The following is a 14,251-nucleotide window of genomic DNA, read 5'->3' as shown; positions in this document are numbered from 1 at the left end:
ACTTCATACGATCCATTCATCAGAGAGACAATCATGAGTTTCGAAGGCGTACATACTCCGCTCGTCACCCCGTTCAAGGCCGACGGCGAAATCGATCACGACATGCTCGGCAAGCACGCCACGAGTCTTGTGGGGCGTGTGACGGGCATGGGCGTCGGCGGCACCACCGGGGAATACTACGCGCTCAGTTTCGAAGAGCGCGTGAAGACGTTCGAGACGGTGGCATCGGCGGTCGGCGGCAAGACCTATCTGACCGCCGGCATCAACGCGACCACGACGAAGGAAGTGCTGCGTCTCGGTAACGAAGCAAAGCGCGCGGGCTACAACGCGTTGCTGCTCGCGGCGCCTTACTACGTGCAACCGACGCAAGACGAATTGCTCGATCACCTGCTGAACGTGGACGACGCGCTCGACATGCCGATCATGCTCTACAACTTCCCGGCGCGCACGGGCACGGCGATCGGCGATGAAGTGCTCGACAAGCTGCTCGCGCGTCCGAACTTCACCGCGATGAAAGAGAGCACGGGCGATATTGCGCATCTGCATCATCTGGCGACGCAATTGCCCGAGCGCTTCATTCTCAGTTGCGGCATGGACGATCAGGCGCTGGAATTCTTCGCGTGGGGCGCGCGCAGCTGGGTCGCGGGTGCGTCGAACTTTCTGCCCGAAGCACACACCGATCTGCTCGAAGCCTGCGTGAAACGCGGCGATTTCAACACCGGTCGCAAGCTGATGACGCAACTGCTCCCGGTGCTCGAGTTGCTGGAACGAAGCGGCAAATTCATCCAGTATGTGCGTTATGGCTGCGAGCTTGCGGGCACGAAGGTCGGCGCCGCGCGCGCGCCGCTCGGCACGCTTAACGACGAAGAACGCAGTGCCTTCGCCAAGCTCGTTCAACCCCTGCTGCGCAACGCTCAGTAACGTGAATGGCCTCGAAACTGGACTTCGTGCGTTTTCCCGCACCTGATGGCGTCAACGGCTGGTGGGAGAGTCTTCCGCCAGCCGCGCCCGCGAAGAGCGTGACGGGCGAACAGCGCTGCGACTACGTGGTGGTCGGCGGCGGCATCACCGGTTTGTGCGCGGCGCGGCGGCTCGCCGAACTTGCGCCGGATGCATCGATCGCGCTCGTCGAGGCCGATCGCATCGGGCGCTCGACGGCGGGGCGCAACTCCGGCTTCTTCGTCGATCTGCCGCATGACATCAGCAGTGAAAGTTACTCGCGCAGTGTCGAGGCCGACAAGGCGGACGTGCGCCTGCAACGACACGGCATCGGCTATGTGCGCGATACAGTGAAGCGGCACGGCATCGATTGCGACTGGCGCGACGATGGCAAGTATCACGCATCGGTGAACAAGAAAGGCCACACGGCGCTGACGCACTTCGCGGATGGACTCGCGCGCATCGACGAACCATGTGAGTGGCTCGACGAAGCCGCCATCGCGAAGGTAACGGGCACGCGCTTCTATCAGAGCGCGCTTTTCACGCCGGGATGCAGCACGGTCCAGCCTGCGGCGCTGATGCGCGGCCTCGCGGCGACGCAGCCGTCGAACGTGACGGTCTTCGAGATGAGCGCGGTAAAAGGCATGGAAACGCGCGGGCAGACGAAGCTGCTGACGTTCGCGAATGGCAGGATCGAAGCGAAGCGTGTCGTGCTGTGCACCAATGCTTATGCGGCGACGTTTGGCGGTCATCCGAACGGCTTGCTGCCGGTCTATACGTTCGCGTCGATGTCGCGCGTGATGACCGGTGACGAGATCGCGATACTCGGCGGAACGAACGCCTGGGCGCTGATTCCCGCAGACCCGATGGGCACGACCGTGCGGCGCCTCGCGACCAATCGCATTTGCGTGCGCAACCATTTCGCGTTCCGGCCGAATCTGTCGGTATCGGAACATGATCTGATGAAGGCGAAGCATCTGCATCAACGTTCGTTCGATCGACGTTTTCCGATGCTCAAGGACGTCGAACTGCAATACACGTGGGGCGGCGCGTTGTGCCTGTCGGCGAACAATGGCGCGCTCTTCGGTCAACGTGACGACGGCGTGTACGAAGCGGTCGGCTGCAATGGGCTCGGCTTGAGCCGTGGATCGGCGGCGGGCAAGCTCATCGCCGAACATGCGCTCGGGCAATCAAACGGTCTGATCGATCAACTGCTGAAACAACCGCATCCGCGCTCGTTGCCGATACGGCCGATCGCGGACGTCGCGGTATCGGCGGCAATCTGGATGAAGGAATTCTCGGCAGGCGCCGAACTTTGAATCTGTGAGGACATGACATGACGACGCATCAGGAATGGAAACGCCAGGCCGAACACTTGTCGCTCGATGGCCGCGCGTTCATCGCGGGAGCACGGTGCAATGCGGCATCGAATGAAACGTTCGGCACGCTGAATCCATCGACGGGCAAGGTGCTCGCGGAGATCGCGAAGTGCGATGCGAAGGACATCGATCGCGCTGTCATTGCGGCGCGCGATGCGTTCGAATCGGGCGTATGGTCGAAGGCGGCGCCCTCGCAGAGAAAGGCGGTCCTGCAACGCCTCGCGCAACTCATCGACGACAACGCCGAAGAGCTAGCTTTGCTCGAAGCGCTCGAAGCAGGCAAGCCGATCAGCGAGTGCATGGGGCTCGACATTCCCGAATCGGCGGCTTGCATTCGCTGGCATGCCGAAGTCACCGACAAGCGTTACGACGCGCTCTCGCCATCGGGTTCGAGCGTCGTGAGCATGATCACGCGCGAGCCGATTGGCGTCGTCGGCGCGGTGCTGCCGTGGAATTTTCCGGCGCTGATGCTGGCGTGGAAGATCGGGCCGGCGCTGTCGGTAGGCAATAGCGTCATCGTCAAGCCTGCGGAACAGACGTCGCTGTCGACGCTGCGTATCGCCGATCTCGCGCTCGAAGCGGGCGTGCCGCCCGGCGTGTTCAGCGTCGTGACGGGCTTCGGCGAGAGCGCGGGGCAGGCGCTCGGCACGCATGCGGACGTCGATCTCATCGCGTTCACGGGTTCCACCGAAACCGGCAAGCGCTTCCTGCGTTATTCCGCCGATACGAATATGAAGCGCGTCGTGCTCGAATGCGGCGGCAAGAATCCGCAAGTGGTGTTGCCCGATGTCGCCAATCTCGATGCCGTTGCCGAGCAGGCCGTTGCCGCCGCGTTCTGGAACATGGGCGAGAACTGCAGCGCCGGATCGCGCATTCTGGTGCATTCGAGCCACAAGGCCGAACTGCTGCAAAAGGTGCAGGCCGTGCTCGAAGGCTGGAAAACGGGCGATCCGCTCGATCCCGATGTCAAGCTCGGCTCGCTCATCGAAGAAGCGCATTACCGCAAGGTGCTCGGGCATATCGAGAAGGCGAAGGCCGAAGGCGCGCGCGTCGCGTGCGGCGGCAACGCGGTGTTGACGGAAACGGGCGGCTGGTTCGTCGAGCCGACCATCTTCGACAATGTGACGCCCGAGATGAGCATCGCGCGCGACGAGGTCTTCGGCCCGGTCGTCTGCTTTATCGAATATGCTGACGTGGACGAGGCCGTGCGCATCGCAAACGATACGTGCTACGGACTCGCGGCATCGCTGTGGACCGATAACGTGAATCAGGCGCACAAGATCGCGGCACGCATCCGCGCAGGCACCGTGACGGTGAACTGCTTCGGCGAGGGCGATCTCTCGACGCCGTTCGGCGGCTTCAAGCAGTCCGGCTTCGGCGGACGCGACAAGTCGGTCTACGCGCACGATCAATACTGCGAGCTGAAGACGACCTGGCTGAAGCTCGACTGACCATCAGACGAGGCGTTATGCGCATTGGCTTCATTGGTACCGGCACGATCACGGAGGCGGTCGTGACCGGCATGATTCGTTTCCATGTTCCCTTCGAGCGCGTCGCGCTGTCGCCGCGCAGCGCGCAAACGGCGGCGCGGCTTGCGAAGCTCGATGCACGCATCGAGGTTTGCGAAAGCAATCAGCACGTGCTCGATGCATCGGATGTCGTGTGTCTCGCGGTCTTGCCGCAGATCGCGGCGGACGTGCTGGGCGAACTGACCTTCGATGCACGGCATCACGTCATCAGCTTCATCGCGGCGAAATCGCGCGATGAGATCCGCGCGCTCGTGCGCCGTTCGGCTGGCGTCGTGCGCACGATACCTTTGCCGGCGGTGGCGGTGGGCAAAGGCAGCACGGCGATTTGCCCGCGCGACGACATCGCACGCGCGCTCTTCGCGCCGCTCGGCGAAGCGGTCGAAGTCGACGACGAGCATCAGTTCAACGCATTGAGCGCCGCCACCGCGACGATGGCCGCCTACTTCGCGCTGCTCGAAGAACAGGCGTCGTGGCTCGCGCGGCAGGGCGTGCCGTATGCGTCCGCGCGTTCGTTTTTGTCGGGCTATCATGTGGGCCTCGCTCATGAAACGACGCTCGATACGCAGCCTTTTTCGTCGATGATCGGGCGCGTGAGCACGCCCGGCGGCCTCAACGAGCAACTCAATCGCGAGCTGTCTGAGCGGGGCACCTACGCGCACTATGCCGAGGCGCTCGACGCGATCATGCGCCGCGTGCAAGGGCGCGAATGAACGTGCGGGACAAAGAGAACAAGCGACAATCGCGAGCCCCTGGAAGGTGAGTCACATGCAGAAGAAACAGCAGTTCGCGGACAGGCTTCTCGCCCAGATGCCGTCGCTGCGCGCGCTTCGGTGCTTCGTCACCGCGGCGCGTTACGAAAGCTTCACGCAAGCCGCGGAAGTGCTGTGCGTCACGCAGGCGGCCGTGAGCCGGCAGATCAAGGAGCTTGAAGACACGCTCGAAGTCGCGCTCTTCGAGCGCACCGGCAGACACATCGCGCTGACGGACGCGGGGCGCATTCTCTACAACGCGTCGTATCTGTCGATCATGAACATCGCGGAGGCGGCGCAGGCGGTGCGGCGCGTCGATCGACATGCGCTCACGCTCTGTATCTCTCATACGTTTTCGGCGCTCTGGCTTTCGCTTCGGCTGCCCGCGTTCCGGCAGCGCTTTCCGAACATCCGCCTGCATGTGATGGTGACCGAGCACTTCATGGAGCTCGACGACCTCATGGAGCCCGATGTCATCATCACGAAGAATCCGCCGCGCGAAGCGGAATACGAAGTCGAGCCGCTCTTTCACGACATCGTTTATCCGGTATGCAGCGTTCCGTTTTATGAGCGCTATTTTCATGGGCGCACGCTGAAGCCGCTCGATCTGCTCGCACATCCCACACTGAGTCTTTCTCTGCTCGGGCGCGCGCAAGTGTGCGAGCACGTCGACTGGCGCGTCTGGAAAAACTGGTATCAGCAGGGCGACGGCTCCGAGCGGCTCGATCAGCACGACGATCTGGAGAGCAACGACTATCGCCTGCTCGTCGCGCAGGCCGAAGCGGGCGAGGGCACCTTGCTCGGCTGGCATCATCTCGTGCATCGTCAGGTGGAACAGAAAAAACTGGTTCGCCCCGTGGACGATGCGCTCGTGTTCCAGGATCGTCATCACTATCTGATCACGCATCGCAACGCGAAGGCGCGGCCGGAATACATCCAGTTTCGCCAATGGCTCGACGAGGAAATCGGAACGATGATGCAGGGATGGCCCGCGGCCGAATCGAAAGCCGTTCTGTGAGCGCCGCATGAAACCGGCAATGGAAAAGACGAAGGGGTATAGGCGGCTGATTCCGTCCGTGACCGCGCTGGTCGAGTTCGAAGCCGTCGCGCGGCTCGGCAGCTTCACGCTCGCGGCGCATGAACTGGGCGTCACGCAGGCCGCCGTGAGCCGCCAGGTGCGTTTTCTCGAAGAGACGCTCGGCACGCGGCTTTTTCACCGCCTGCACCGCGCGATCGAACTGACCGGCGAAGGCGAGGCGCTGTATCGCGTCGTCGCGGAATCGATGCAAAAAATCGCAAGCGTGTTCGATCGCCTCGCGCGCGGCCCCGTGCAGCAGGAACTCGTGCTCGCGGCGACGTCCGCGTTCTCGCATTTTCGTCTGCTGCCGCGGCTCGCATCGCTCAAGGCCGTGCAGCCCGATCTGCAACTGCGCCTGTCCACGCAGATGTTCACGGCGGATCTGCGGCACAAGGAAATCGACGTCGCCGTGCGCTTCGGCAACGGTCTGTGGCCGGACGGCACGGCGACGCTGCTGTTCGACGAAGAGGTGTTTCCGGTCTGCTCGCCCTCGTGGCTCGAGAAGCAGCCCGCGCCGGCTTCGCTCGACGAGCTGGCGGGCGCGGTGCTCGTCGAATCGGATTCGACGTCCGAAGGCTGGATGGGCTGGGAAGAGTGGTTCCACGCCCTCGGCTGCCGGCCGATGCGCCTGAATTTCGCGCTGCGGTGCAGCCTCTACACCGACGCGATCCAGGCGGCGCGTTACGGTCAGGGCGTTGCGCTCGGCTGGGGCCGGCTCGTTCAGGATTTTATCGATAGCGGCGAGCTCGTCAGGCTGCAAGTGGGCTCCTTCAAGCCGACCGATTCGTACTTCGCCGTGGTGCCGCATGGCCGCGCCTTTACGCCCGTCATCGGCGGTCTGATCGAGTGGCTGCGCGAGGGCGCGCTCGCATAAACAAAAGTCATGCGACGCCGAAAATAAAGCGCATTGACGCTATTTTTCCGCGATCCAATACTCAGCACATGCCGGGACCATCGAAGTCCCGATACCCCTGAATGTTGGAGAGCGACGATGTCCGAAGTGCAGATCAAGACTCATGGCGAACTGATCCGCAGCCGCGAGCCCGGCCACGGATTGCCCGGCGAGCTGTTCGGGCGGCAGGACGTGTTCGAGAAGGACGTCGAGGTTTTTTTCCAGAAGCACTGGATTCTGGTCGGCGTGACAGCGGACGTGCCCGAGCCGGGCGATGTCTCGACCGTCGATATCGGCCGGGCTTCGATCATCATCGTTCGCGACGACGACGAGAACATCCGCACCTATCGCAACGTCTGCCGGCATCGCGGCGCGCGCCTGAAGGAGCCGGGGAAATCGACCGTCGGCATGCTGGTGTGCCCGTATCACCAGTGGACCTACGATCTCGACGGCAGCCTGCGCCACGCCGCGCACATGGGCAAGGATTTCGACGCGAAGTGCAGAAGCCTGCTGCCGGTGCATACGCGCATCGTCGGCACGCATATTTTCGTGTGTCTCGCCGACGAGCCGCCGGTGGACATCGCGAAACTCGAAGACACGATGGCGCCGCGTTTCGCGCCCTATGACCTGCAAAACACGAAGATCGCGTTCGAGTCGGAAATTATCGAGAACGGCAACTGGAAGCTCGTGATCGAGAATAATCGCGAGTGCTATCACTGCGCCGCGACGCATCCGGAACTGACGGCGTCGTTTTTGCCCGAGGATTTCGGTTTCTGTCCCGAGAACCTCAGCGAAGAATCGCTGCGCGAGATCGAAGACTATAAAAAACGGAACGCAGCGTGTCAGGCAAGCTGGGAGAACGACGGCTTCACGAGCGCGACCGTCGAGTGGCTGGAAGAAGATGCCGTCACGCAATTCAGAACGCAGCAGCTCGTGATCGCGGGGCACGGCGAATCGCAGACCATCAGCACGCAGGTCGCGAGTCAGAAGCTGCTCGGCAATCTGCAGCGGCGCGATCTCGGCGACACGCATCTCTGGACGCACAACTCATGGACGCACGTGATGAGCGACCATGCCGTGGTCTCGTACATCATTCCGCTCGCGCCGGATAAAACGCTCGTGCGCTCGAAATGGCTCGTGCATGCCGATGCGGTCGAAGGCGTCGACTATCAGATTCAGGATCTGACCGAAGTGTGGGTCGCGACGAACGCGCAGGACAAGCATCTCGTCGAAATCACGCATGAAGGCACGCAGGATCCGGCGTATCGGCCGGCCGTGTTCTCGCCGTTCACCGAAAGCTATGTGGAGCAGTTCTCGCGCTGGTATTCGGCGCGCCTGAGCGCGCACGGGGTTTGAGCGCTCAGTGATCCGTGACGAAGGTCGGGTGGCGCGTGCGAATCTCGTCCACCTGACTGAGCGTGCCCGACAGATGCTTGCGCAACGCGGCATCGGCGGCATCGGGATCGCCTTTTTCGATGGCATCGACGATTTCCGTGTGATCGCGCACCACGGCCATCGTCTTGCCCTCGACCGGAAGATGCAGCCGCCGCAACCGGTCGATATGGCCGCTCAGTCTGCGCACCAGATCCCACAGTTGCGGCACGCCCGCAGCCTCATACATCTGCCGATGAAACGTCTGATCGAGCGCGGAGAACTGCTCGACATCCGTCGGCTCCAGCCATTCCATCTGCTCCGCGATCGTCGCGCGCAGCCGCGCCACCAGCGACGGCTTGTGTTCGCGCGCGAGCGTGCGCACGACTTCGAGTTCGATCGAGCGGCGCAGAAAGTGCGCCTGCAGCGCCGATGCCACGCTGATCTGGCTTACGACCGTCGCGTGCTGCGGAAAAATATCGACGAGTCCTTCCTCGCCGAGCTTCATCAGCGCGTCGCGCACGGGCGTCTGGCTCAGGCCGAAACGCGTCGCGAGTTCGGTGCGCGATAGCACCGTGCCCGGCGCCAGTTCGAGCGACAGAATCATTTCGCGCAGCCGCTCAAAGACTTGCGGCGCGGCGTGGCGAGAGCGGTCGAGTCGATGGACGGAAGCGGAATTATTCATGTCGGATCGGGAGGAAAGCCACTGAAACATTAGTACTATAGCCGCGCCGACGACCGGCCGGTAAGGTTTGCGCGGATCGGCGTTAACCCGACTGACACACTAATACATTAGTGCTTTACGATTCGGCTATTCCATTAATTTCCGGAACGTCCGACATGACCCGCGATATCGCCATCACTCAGGTTCGAATCACGCCGATCGCCTTCCGCGACGGCCCGTTGCTCAACGCCGCGGGTATCCACGAGCCGTGGGCGTTGCGCGCCATCGTCGAACTGGAGACGAGCGACGGACGTGTCGGCATCTCCGAAACCTATGGCGACGAGCCGATGCTGCGCGTGCTCGATCAGTCCAAGGACCTCGTGATCGGCCTTTCGCCGTTCGATCTGAATCAGATGGAAGAACGCGTGCGCGCGACGATCAAGGCGACGCCCGGCGCAGTGGAATTCGAACTCGCGCCCGGCTCGCATGCCGCGAAAAATGCGCCGAAGGTCATCAGCACGCTCGAAGTGGCGATGCTCGATCTGCAAGGCCAGATCGTCGGCGCGCCGGTCGTCGATCTGCTGGGCGGCAAGGTGCGCGACGCCGTGCCGTACAGCGCGTATCTGTTCTTCAAGTATGCGGAGCACGTCGAGAAGCCTTACGCGCCCGATGCGTGGGGCGAGGGCATCAGCCCGGAGCAGATCGTCGCGCAGGCGCAGCGCATGATCGACCTGTACGGTTTCCAAAGCATCAAGCTGAAGGGCGGCGTGTTCGAACCGGCGCATGAAATCGCGTGCATGCAGGCGCTCGCGAAGGCGTTTCCCGGCATGCCGTTGCGTCTCGATCCGAACGCGAACTGGACGCTCGAAACCAGCATCAAGGCCGCGCCCCAGCTCGACGAAATCCTCGAATACTACGAAGACCCGTGTCCTGGTCTCGAAGGCATGGCCGAACTGCAGAAGCACACGAAGCTGCCGCTCGCGACCAACATGGTCATCACGACGATGGACGACTTCCGCCGCGGCTGCAACATGGGTTCGATCAAGGTGCTGCTCTCCGATCACCATTACTGGGGCGGCTTGCGCGCTACACAGACGCTCGCGCGCATGGCCAAGCTCTGGGGCTTCGGCATGTCGATGCATTCGAATTCGCACCTTGGCATCAGCCTGATGGCGATGACGCATGTCGCCGCAAGCGTGCCGAACCTCACGTATGCGTGCGACACGCATTACCCGTGGCAGGAAGAGGAAGTCATCAAGGGCGGCCGCGTGAAGTTCGACAATGGATCGGTGCGCGTGCCGACGACGCCCGGCCTCGGCGTCGAGCTCGATCGCGAGAAGCTCGCTGAACTGCACGAGCAGTACAAGACGTGCGGCGTGCGCAATCGCGACGACCTCTCGCAAATGCGCAAATATCAGCCGGACTTTACCGGCAAGAATCCGCGCTTCTAAGCCATTACAAAAATGCGCGCATCAAGGAGACACTTCATGAGCAGTTCCAGCGTGCTGTCGAGCGCCGTTCGCAAGATCAAGTGGCATGTGCTGCCGCTTTTCGTCGTCATGTTCATCGTCAATTACATCGACCGGGTGAACATCGGTTTCGTGCGTCAGCATCTGAGCGCGGATCTCGGCATCGGCGCTGCGGCTTATGGGCTCGGCGCGGGTCTGTTCTTCGTGAGCTATGCCGTGTTCGAAGTGCCGTCGAACATGCTGATGCAGCGCTTCGGCGCGAAGGCGTGGCTCACGCGCATCATGATCACGTGGGGACTGGCGGCCGTGGGCATGGCCTTCGTGAAGGGCGAAACCTCGTTCTATGCGATGCGTCTCCTGCTCGGCGCGGCCGAAGCGGGCTTCTTTCCGGGCGTCGTGTTCTATTTCACACAATGGCTGCCGCGCGATGAACGCGGCAAGGCGATGGCCGTTTTTCTGAGCGGCTCGGCGCTTGCATCGGTGTTCTCCGGCCCGATCTCGGGCGGGCTGATGCTGATCGAAGGCGCGGGCCTGCACGGCTGGCAGTGGATGTTCATCATCGAAGGCATGGCGTCAGTGGTGCTCGCGGGCTTCGTGTGGTTCTGGCTCGATTCGAAGCCACGCGATGCAAAATGGCTCACGCCTGCCGAGCAGGATGCGATCGTCACGGAGATCGAGGACGAGCAGCGCCGCCGCGATGCCGCGCATGTGAACAAGCCGTCGTCGTGGAGTCTCATGCGCGATCCGCAGATCCTGATCTTTTGCCTGATCTATTTCTCGGTGTCGCTGACGATCTACGGCGCGACGTTCTGGCTGCCGAGCATCATCCGTAAGATGGGGCATCTGAACGACTTCCAGGTCGGACTGTTCAATTCGATTCCGTGGCTCATCTCCATCGTCGCGATGTATCTGTTCGCGGCGCTCGCGGCGCGCTTCAAGTTTCAGCAGGCGTGGGTCGCGTGCGTGTTGCTGATCGCAGCGGCGGGCATGTATGCCGCGGGCCTGGGAAGTCCTGCGTTCTCCTTCATCGCGATCTGCTTTGCGGCGATCGGCTTCAAGGCGGCATCGTCGCTCTTCTGGCCAATTCCGCAAGGTTATCTCGATGCGCGCATCGCGGCACCCGTGCTTGCGCTGATCAATTCGATCGGCAATCTCGGCGGCTTTGTCGCGCCGGCCGCCTTCGGCTTTCTCGAGCAGAAGACGGGATCGATTCAGGGCGGTCTGACTGGGCTTGCGGTGATGTCCGTGCTCGCTGCCGGCGTCGTGTTCTTCGCACGCATGGCGCCTCGCGAAGGGCATGGCGTCGCGGCGCTGCATCCGCGCGTGCAGAAGTAGAAGGCTCGCAGAAAGGGAACGAGGCTTGCTCGTGCGTTACTCGAATACCACGAGAACGCAGGAGGCAAGCACATGGCCGAATCAGACAATCGTGTTCGCAAGAACGCCGCATACCCGTATTCGTCAGGCGGATGGGGATCGCTGAGAGCCGTCACCGGCGCGCTCGTTCACGAGAAGGTGCCGCTCAAGGTCGGCGCCATTCTTCTCAAGCAGAACAAGCCCGACGGCTTCGCGTGCGTGAGTTGCTCGTGGGCGAAGCCCGCCGATCCGCACACCTTCGAGTTCTGCGAGAGCGGCGCGAAGGCAACCGCGTGGGACCTGACCGCGAAGCGCATGACGCCGCAATTCTTCGAGCTTCACACGGTGACGGAGTTATGCGCCTGGCATGACCACGACCTCGAAGAGGCGGGACGTCTCACCGCGCCACTGCGCTACGACGCAACCACGGACAAGTACGTGAGTGTCACGTGGCAGGAGGCCTTCGAAGACATTGCCCGAGAATTGCGCGCGCTCGATCCGAAGCGCGTCGCGTTCTACGCATCGGGTAGAGCGTCGCTGGAAACGTCGTACATGTACCAGCTTTTCGCGCGCATGTACGGCACCAACAATCTGCCCGACAGTTCGAACATGTGCCATGAGAGCACGAGCGTCGGACTGAAGGAAGCGATCGGCGCGGGCGTCGGCACCGTCAGGCTCGACGACTTCGAGAAGACCGACCTCATGTTCTTCTTCGGACAGAACGTCGGGACCAATAGCCCGCGCATGCTGCATCAGTTGCAGGACGCGAGAAAGCGCGGCGTGCCGATCATCACGTTCAATCCGTTGCGCGAGCCGGGCTTGCTGAAGTTCTCCAATCCGCAATCGCCGCTCGAGATGATGACGCCCGCGCATACGCTCATCAGCACGCAATATCATCAAGTGAAGACGGGCGGCGATACGGCCGCGTTGCTCGGCATCTGCAAGCTCGTCATTCAAGCCGATGATCGCGCGAAGGAACAGGGCGAGCCGCGCGTGCTCGATGTCGACTTCATCGAGACGCATACCGTGGGGTTCGATGCTTTTGCGGATTACGCACGCGCGGCATCGTGGGACGATATCGAGCGCGTGTCGGGATTGCCGCGCGCCGATCTCGAAGCCGCCGCTCGCGAATACATCCGCGCGAACGCGGTGATGGCGCACTACGGCATGGGCATCACGCAGCACAGGCAGGGCGTGCAGAACGTGCGCATGCTGTGCAATCTGCTTTTTCTACGCGGCAATATTGGCAAGCCGGGCGCGGGGCCTTCGCCGGTCCGCGGGCATTCGAACGTGCAGGGGCAGCGCACAGTCGGCATCACGGAGAAGCCGGAGCTCGCGCCGCTCGACAAGCTCGCGAGCCAGTTCAGCTTCGAGCCGCCGCGTGACAAAGGCATGAACATCGTCGAAACATTCGAGGCGATGCTCGATGGCAAGGTCAGCGCGGTCATCAGTCTCGGCGGCAATCTCGTGCGTTCTGTGCCGGACCGCATGCGGATCGAGCCGGCGTGGCGCAGCCTCAAGCTCACGGTCAATGTCGCGACGAAGCTCAATCGCAGTCATCTCGTGCATGGCGAGAAGTCGTACATTCTGCCGTGTCTGAGCCGCATCGAGATCGATACGCAAGCGAGCGGCGCGCAGGCGGTGTCGATGGAAGACAGCACCGGCTGCATTCACGGCTCGCGCGGCATGGCCGAACCGGCTTCGCCCGATGCGCGTTCGGAGCCGTATATCGTCGCGGAACTGGCGAAGCATACGCTCGGCGATCGATCGACCGTCGACTGGGATCGCTGGCGCAATGACTATGCGCTGGTGCGCGATGAAATCGCGAAAACCTATCCCGAGACTTTCCACGACTTCAACGAGCGGATGTGGACGCCCGGCGGCTTCCCGCGCGATCTGCCCGCGCGCGAGCGCAAGTGGCAGACGAAGAGCGGCAAGGCGGAATTCGCCGTTCCGGAGACGCTGGGCGAAGATCCGGACATGCCCGTGCGCGAGCCGGATGCGCTGCGCCTCATGACACTGCGCAGCGACAGTCAGTTCAACACGACCATTTATAGCCACGACGACCGTTTTCGCGGCGTCAGCGGCGATCGGATGGTGATCTTCATGTGCGAGGCCGACATGGCGCGTCACGGTCTCAAGACGGACGATCGCATCACGTTGCGCACCCTCTCCGACGATGGTTTCGAGCGTCGCGTCGCGGGCCTGCGCATTCATCCATACGACATACCGCAAGGGTGCATCGCCGGTTACTACCCCGAGTGCAATCCGCTGCTGCCGTTATGGCATTACGCGAAGGAAAGCAAAGTGCCTAGCGCAAAGTCGATTCCGGTATCGATCGTCGAAGTCAACGGCGCGCCGCACGCCGCAAGCAGTGCGCGATCGCCATTGCGCCGAGCGACATGACGGCAAGCGATGCCAAAGGAAACGTTCCGACCGTGTTCGCGACAATCGCCGATGGACGACTGCGCGCGACGAGCTGCATGCGACGCTTCGTCATGCGCATGCCGAGCTCGGGCAACTTCGATGCAAGCGCGCGCTCGGCGATCGGCAGCAGCACGGTCTCTTCATCTGCGATGTGATGCATCACTTCGCGCATGAGCTGCATGAAGCATGCGTCGTAAGCGGCATCCTGCGGTCCCATCGAGCGCAGCTTCGCGATGTCCTCTCTCATCGTGTCGTGCTCGGGCTTGCTCTTCGCGAGTCGTTCATCGCCGGCCATTGCAATGCTCAACGCCGGATAGAAAATCTGCCTCTTTTGAATTCTCAGTGGGTGGTTTGGCGGGTCGAGGGCGGGCGTAAGCCCGGCGCAGCGAACCCTTGAGGCG

At 62.4% G+C, this 14,251-nt stretch carries 12 protein-coding genes; 10 read left to right on the top strand and 2 right to left on the bottom strand.

Annotated elements, in window-relative coordinates; all coding sequences use genetic code 11:
- Window positions 1–33: 33 nt before the first annotated feature.
- The 7 genes from AWB76_RS04985 (at window position 34) to AWB76_RS04955 (ending at window position 7,922) form a co-directional block, all read left to right on the top strand.
- Window positions 34–921: a dihydrodipicolinate synthase family protein gene (locus AWB76_RS04985; RefSeq protein ID WP_061159036.1), complete on the top strand. Its 888-nt coding sequence runs from the start codon at window positions 34–36 to the stop codon at window positions 919–921.
- A gap of 5 nt (window positions 922–926) precedes the next feature.
- On the top strand, window positions 927–2,258 hold the full coding sequence (locus AWB76_RS04980; protein ID WP_061159035.1) for an NAD(P)/FAD-dependent oxidoreductase: 1,332 nt from the start codon (window positions 927–929) through the stop codon (window positions 2,256–2,258).
- A gap of 17 nt (window positions 2,259–2,275) precedes the next feature.
- Window positions 2,276–3,769 carry an aldehyde dehydrogenase gene (locus tag AWB76_RS04975; RefSeq protein ID WP_061159034.1) on the top strand — a complete coding sequence of 498 codons (1,494 nt, stop codon included), beginning with the start codon at window positions 2,276–2,278 and terminating at the stop codon, window positions 3,767–3,769.
- 17 nt (window positions 3,770–3,786) lie between these two features.
- Window positions 3,787–4,557: a pyrroline-5-carboxylate reductase gene (locus tag AWB76_RS04970; RefSeq protein ID WP_061159033.1), complete on the top strand. Its 771-nt coding sequence runs from the start codon at window positions 3,787–3,789 to the stop codon at window positions 4,555–4,557.
- 55 nt (window positions 4,558–4,612) lie between these two features.
- Window positions 4,613–5,614 (top strand): LysR family transcriptional regulator, encoded by a 1,002-nt coding sequence (locus AWB76_RS04965; RefSeq protein ID WP_061159032.1) that lies wholly within the window; start codon window positions 4,613–4,615, stop codon window positions 5,612–5,614.
- Between the two features lie 7 nt (window positions 5,615–5,621).
- Window positions 5,622–6,548 carry a LysR substrate-binding domain-containing protein gene (locus AWB76_RS04960; RefSeq protein WP_061159031.1) on the top strand — a complete coding sequence of 309 codons (927 nt, stop codon included), beginning with the start codon at window positions 5,622–5,624 and terminating at the stop codon, window positions 6,546–6,548.
- Between the two features lie 117 nt (window positions 6,549–6,665).
- Entirely contained in the window at window positions 6,666–7,922 is a 1,257-nt protein-coding gene (locus tag AWB76_RS04955; protein ID WP_061159030.1) for an aromatic ring-hydroxylating oxygenase subunit alpha, read from the top strand.
- Window positions 7,923–7,926: 4 nt separating this feature from the next.
- Here AWB76_RS04955 and AWB76_RS04950 read toward each other — a convergent pair whose 3' ends face one another.
- Complete coding sequence (locus AWB76_RS04950) at window positions 7,927–8,622, bottom strand: GntR family transcriptional regulator (protein WP_061159029.1); 696 nt, start codon at window positions 8,620–8,622, stop codon at window positions 7,927–7,929.
- Window positions 8,623–8,777: 155 nt separating this feature from the next.
- Here AWB76_RS04950 and AWB76_RS04945 point away from each other — a divergent pair, with 155 nt between their 5' ends.
- From AWB76_RS04945 to AWB76_RS04935, 3 genes are all read left to right on the top strand, one after another.
- Window positions 8,778–10,052 (top strand): glucarate dehydratase family protein, encoded by a 1,275-nt coding sequence (locus AWB76_RS04945; protein ID WP_061159028.1) that lies wholly within the window; start codon window positions 8,778–8,780, stop codon window positions 10,050–10,052.
- Window positions 10,053–10,088: 36 nt separating this feature from the next.
- Complete coding sequence (locus tag AWB76_RS04940; protein WP_061159027.1) at window positions 10,089–11,405, top strand: MFS transporter; 1,317 nt, start codon at window positions 10,089–10,091, stop codon at window positions 11,403–11,405.
- A 72-nt stretch (window positions 11,406–11,477) separates the two neighbouring features.
- Window positions 11,478–13,829, top strand: a complete 2,352-nt coding sequence (locus tag AWB76_RS04935; RefSeq protein WP_061159026.1) for an FdhF/YdeP family oxidoreductase — start codon at window positions 11,478–11,480, stop codon at window positions 13,827–13,829.
- On the opposite strand, the gene AWB76_RS04930 is transcribed toward AWB76_RS04935, so the two are convergent.
- A complete protein-coding gene (locus AWB76_RS04930) occupies window positions 13,771–14,172 on the bottom strand; it encodes a hemerythrin domain-containing protein (protein ID WP_341845280.1) in 402 nt (133 codons plus the stop codon). The genes AWB76_RS04935 and AWB76_RS04930 overlap by 59 nt on opposite strands.
- Between the last annotated feature and the right edge of the window lie 79 nt (window positions 14,173–14,251).

The organism is Caballeronia temeraria (assembly GCF_001544795.2).
Taxonomy (GTDB): domain Bacteria; phylum Pseudomonadota; class Gammaproteobacteria; order Burkholderiales; family Burkholderiaceae; genus Caballeronia; species Caballeronia temeraria.
Note: the sequence above shows the minus strand (reverse complement) of the source record. Positions and strands in the feature narration are given on the sequence as shown.

Coding starts and splice junctions, on each gene's coding strand:
- AWB76_RS04960 (WP_061159031.1), top strand. CDS start 5,622: ATGAAACCGGCAATGGAAAAGACGAAGGGGTATAGGCGGCTGATTCCG.
- AWB76_RS04985 (WP_061159036.1), top strand. CDS start 34: ATGAGTTTCGAAGGCGTACATACTCCGCTCGTCACCCCGTTCAAGGCC.
- AWB76_RS04970 (WP_061159033.1), top strand. CDS start 3,787: ATGCGCATTGGCTTCATTGGTACCGGCACGATCACGGAGGCGGTCGTG.
- AWB76_RS04935 (WP_061159026.1), top strand. CDS start 11,478: ATGGCCGAATCAGACAATCGTGTTCGCAAGAACGCCGCATACCCGTAT.
- AWB76_RS04965 (WP_061159032.1), top strand. CDS start 4,613: ATGCAGAAGAAACAGCAGTTCGCGGACAGGCTTCTCGCCCAGATGCCG.
- AWB76_RS04950 (WP_061159029.1), bottom strand. CDS start 8,622: ATGAATAATTCCGCTTCCGTCCATCGACTCGACCGCTCTCGCCACGCC.
- AWB76_RS04945 (WP_061159028.1), top strand. CDS start 8,778: ATGACCCGCGATATCGCCATCACTCAGGTTCGAATCACGCCGATCGCC.
- AWB76_RS04940 (WP_061159027.1), top strand. CDS start 10,089: ATGAGCAGTTCCAGCGTGCTGTCGAGCGCCGTTCGCAAGATCAAGTGG.
- AWB76_RS04975 (WP_061159034.1), top strand. CDS start 2,276: ATGACGACGCATCAGGAATGGAAACGCCAGGCCGAACACTTGTCGCTC.
- AWB76_RS04980 (WP_061159035.1), top strand. CDS start 927: ATGGCCTCGAAACTGGACTTCGTGCGTTTTCCCGCACCTGATGGCGTC.
- AWB76_RS04955 (WP_061159030.1), top strand. CDS start 6,666: ATGTCCGAAGTGCAGATCAAGACTCATGGCGAACTGATCCGCAGCCGC.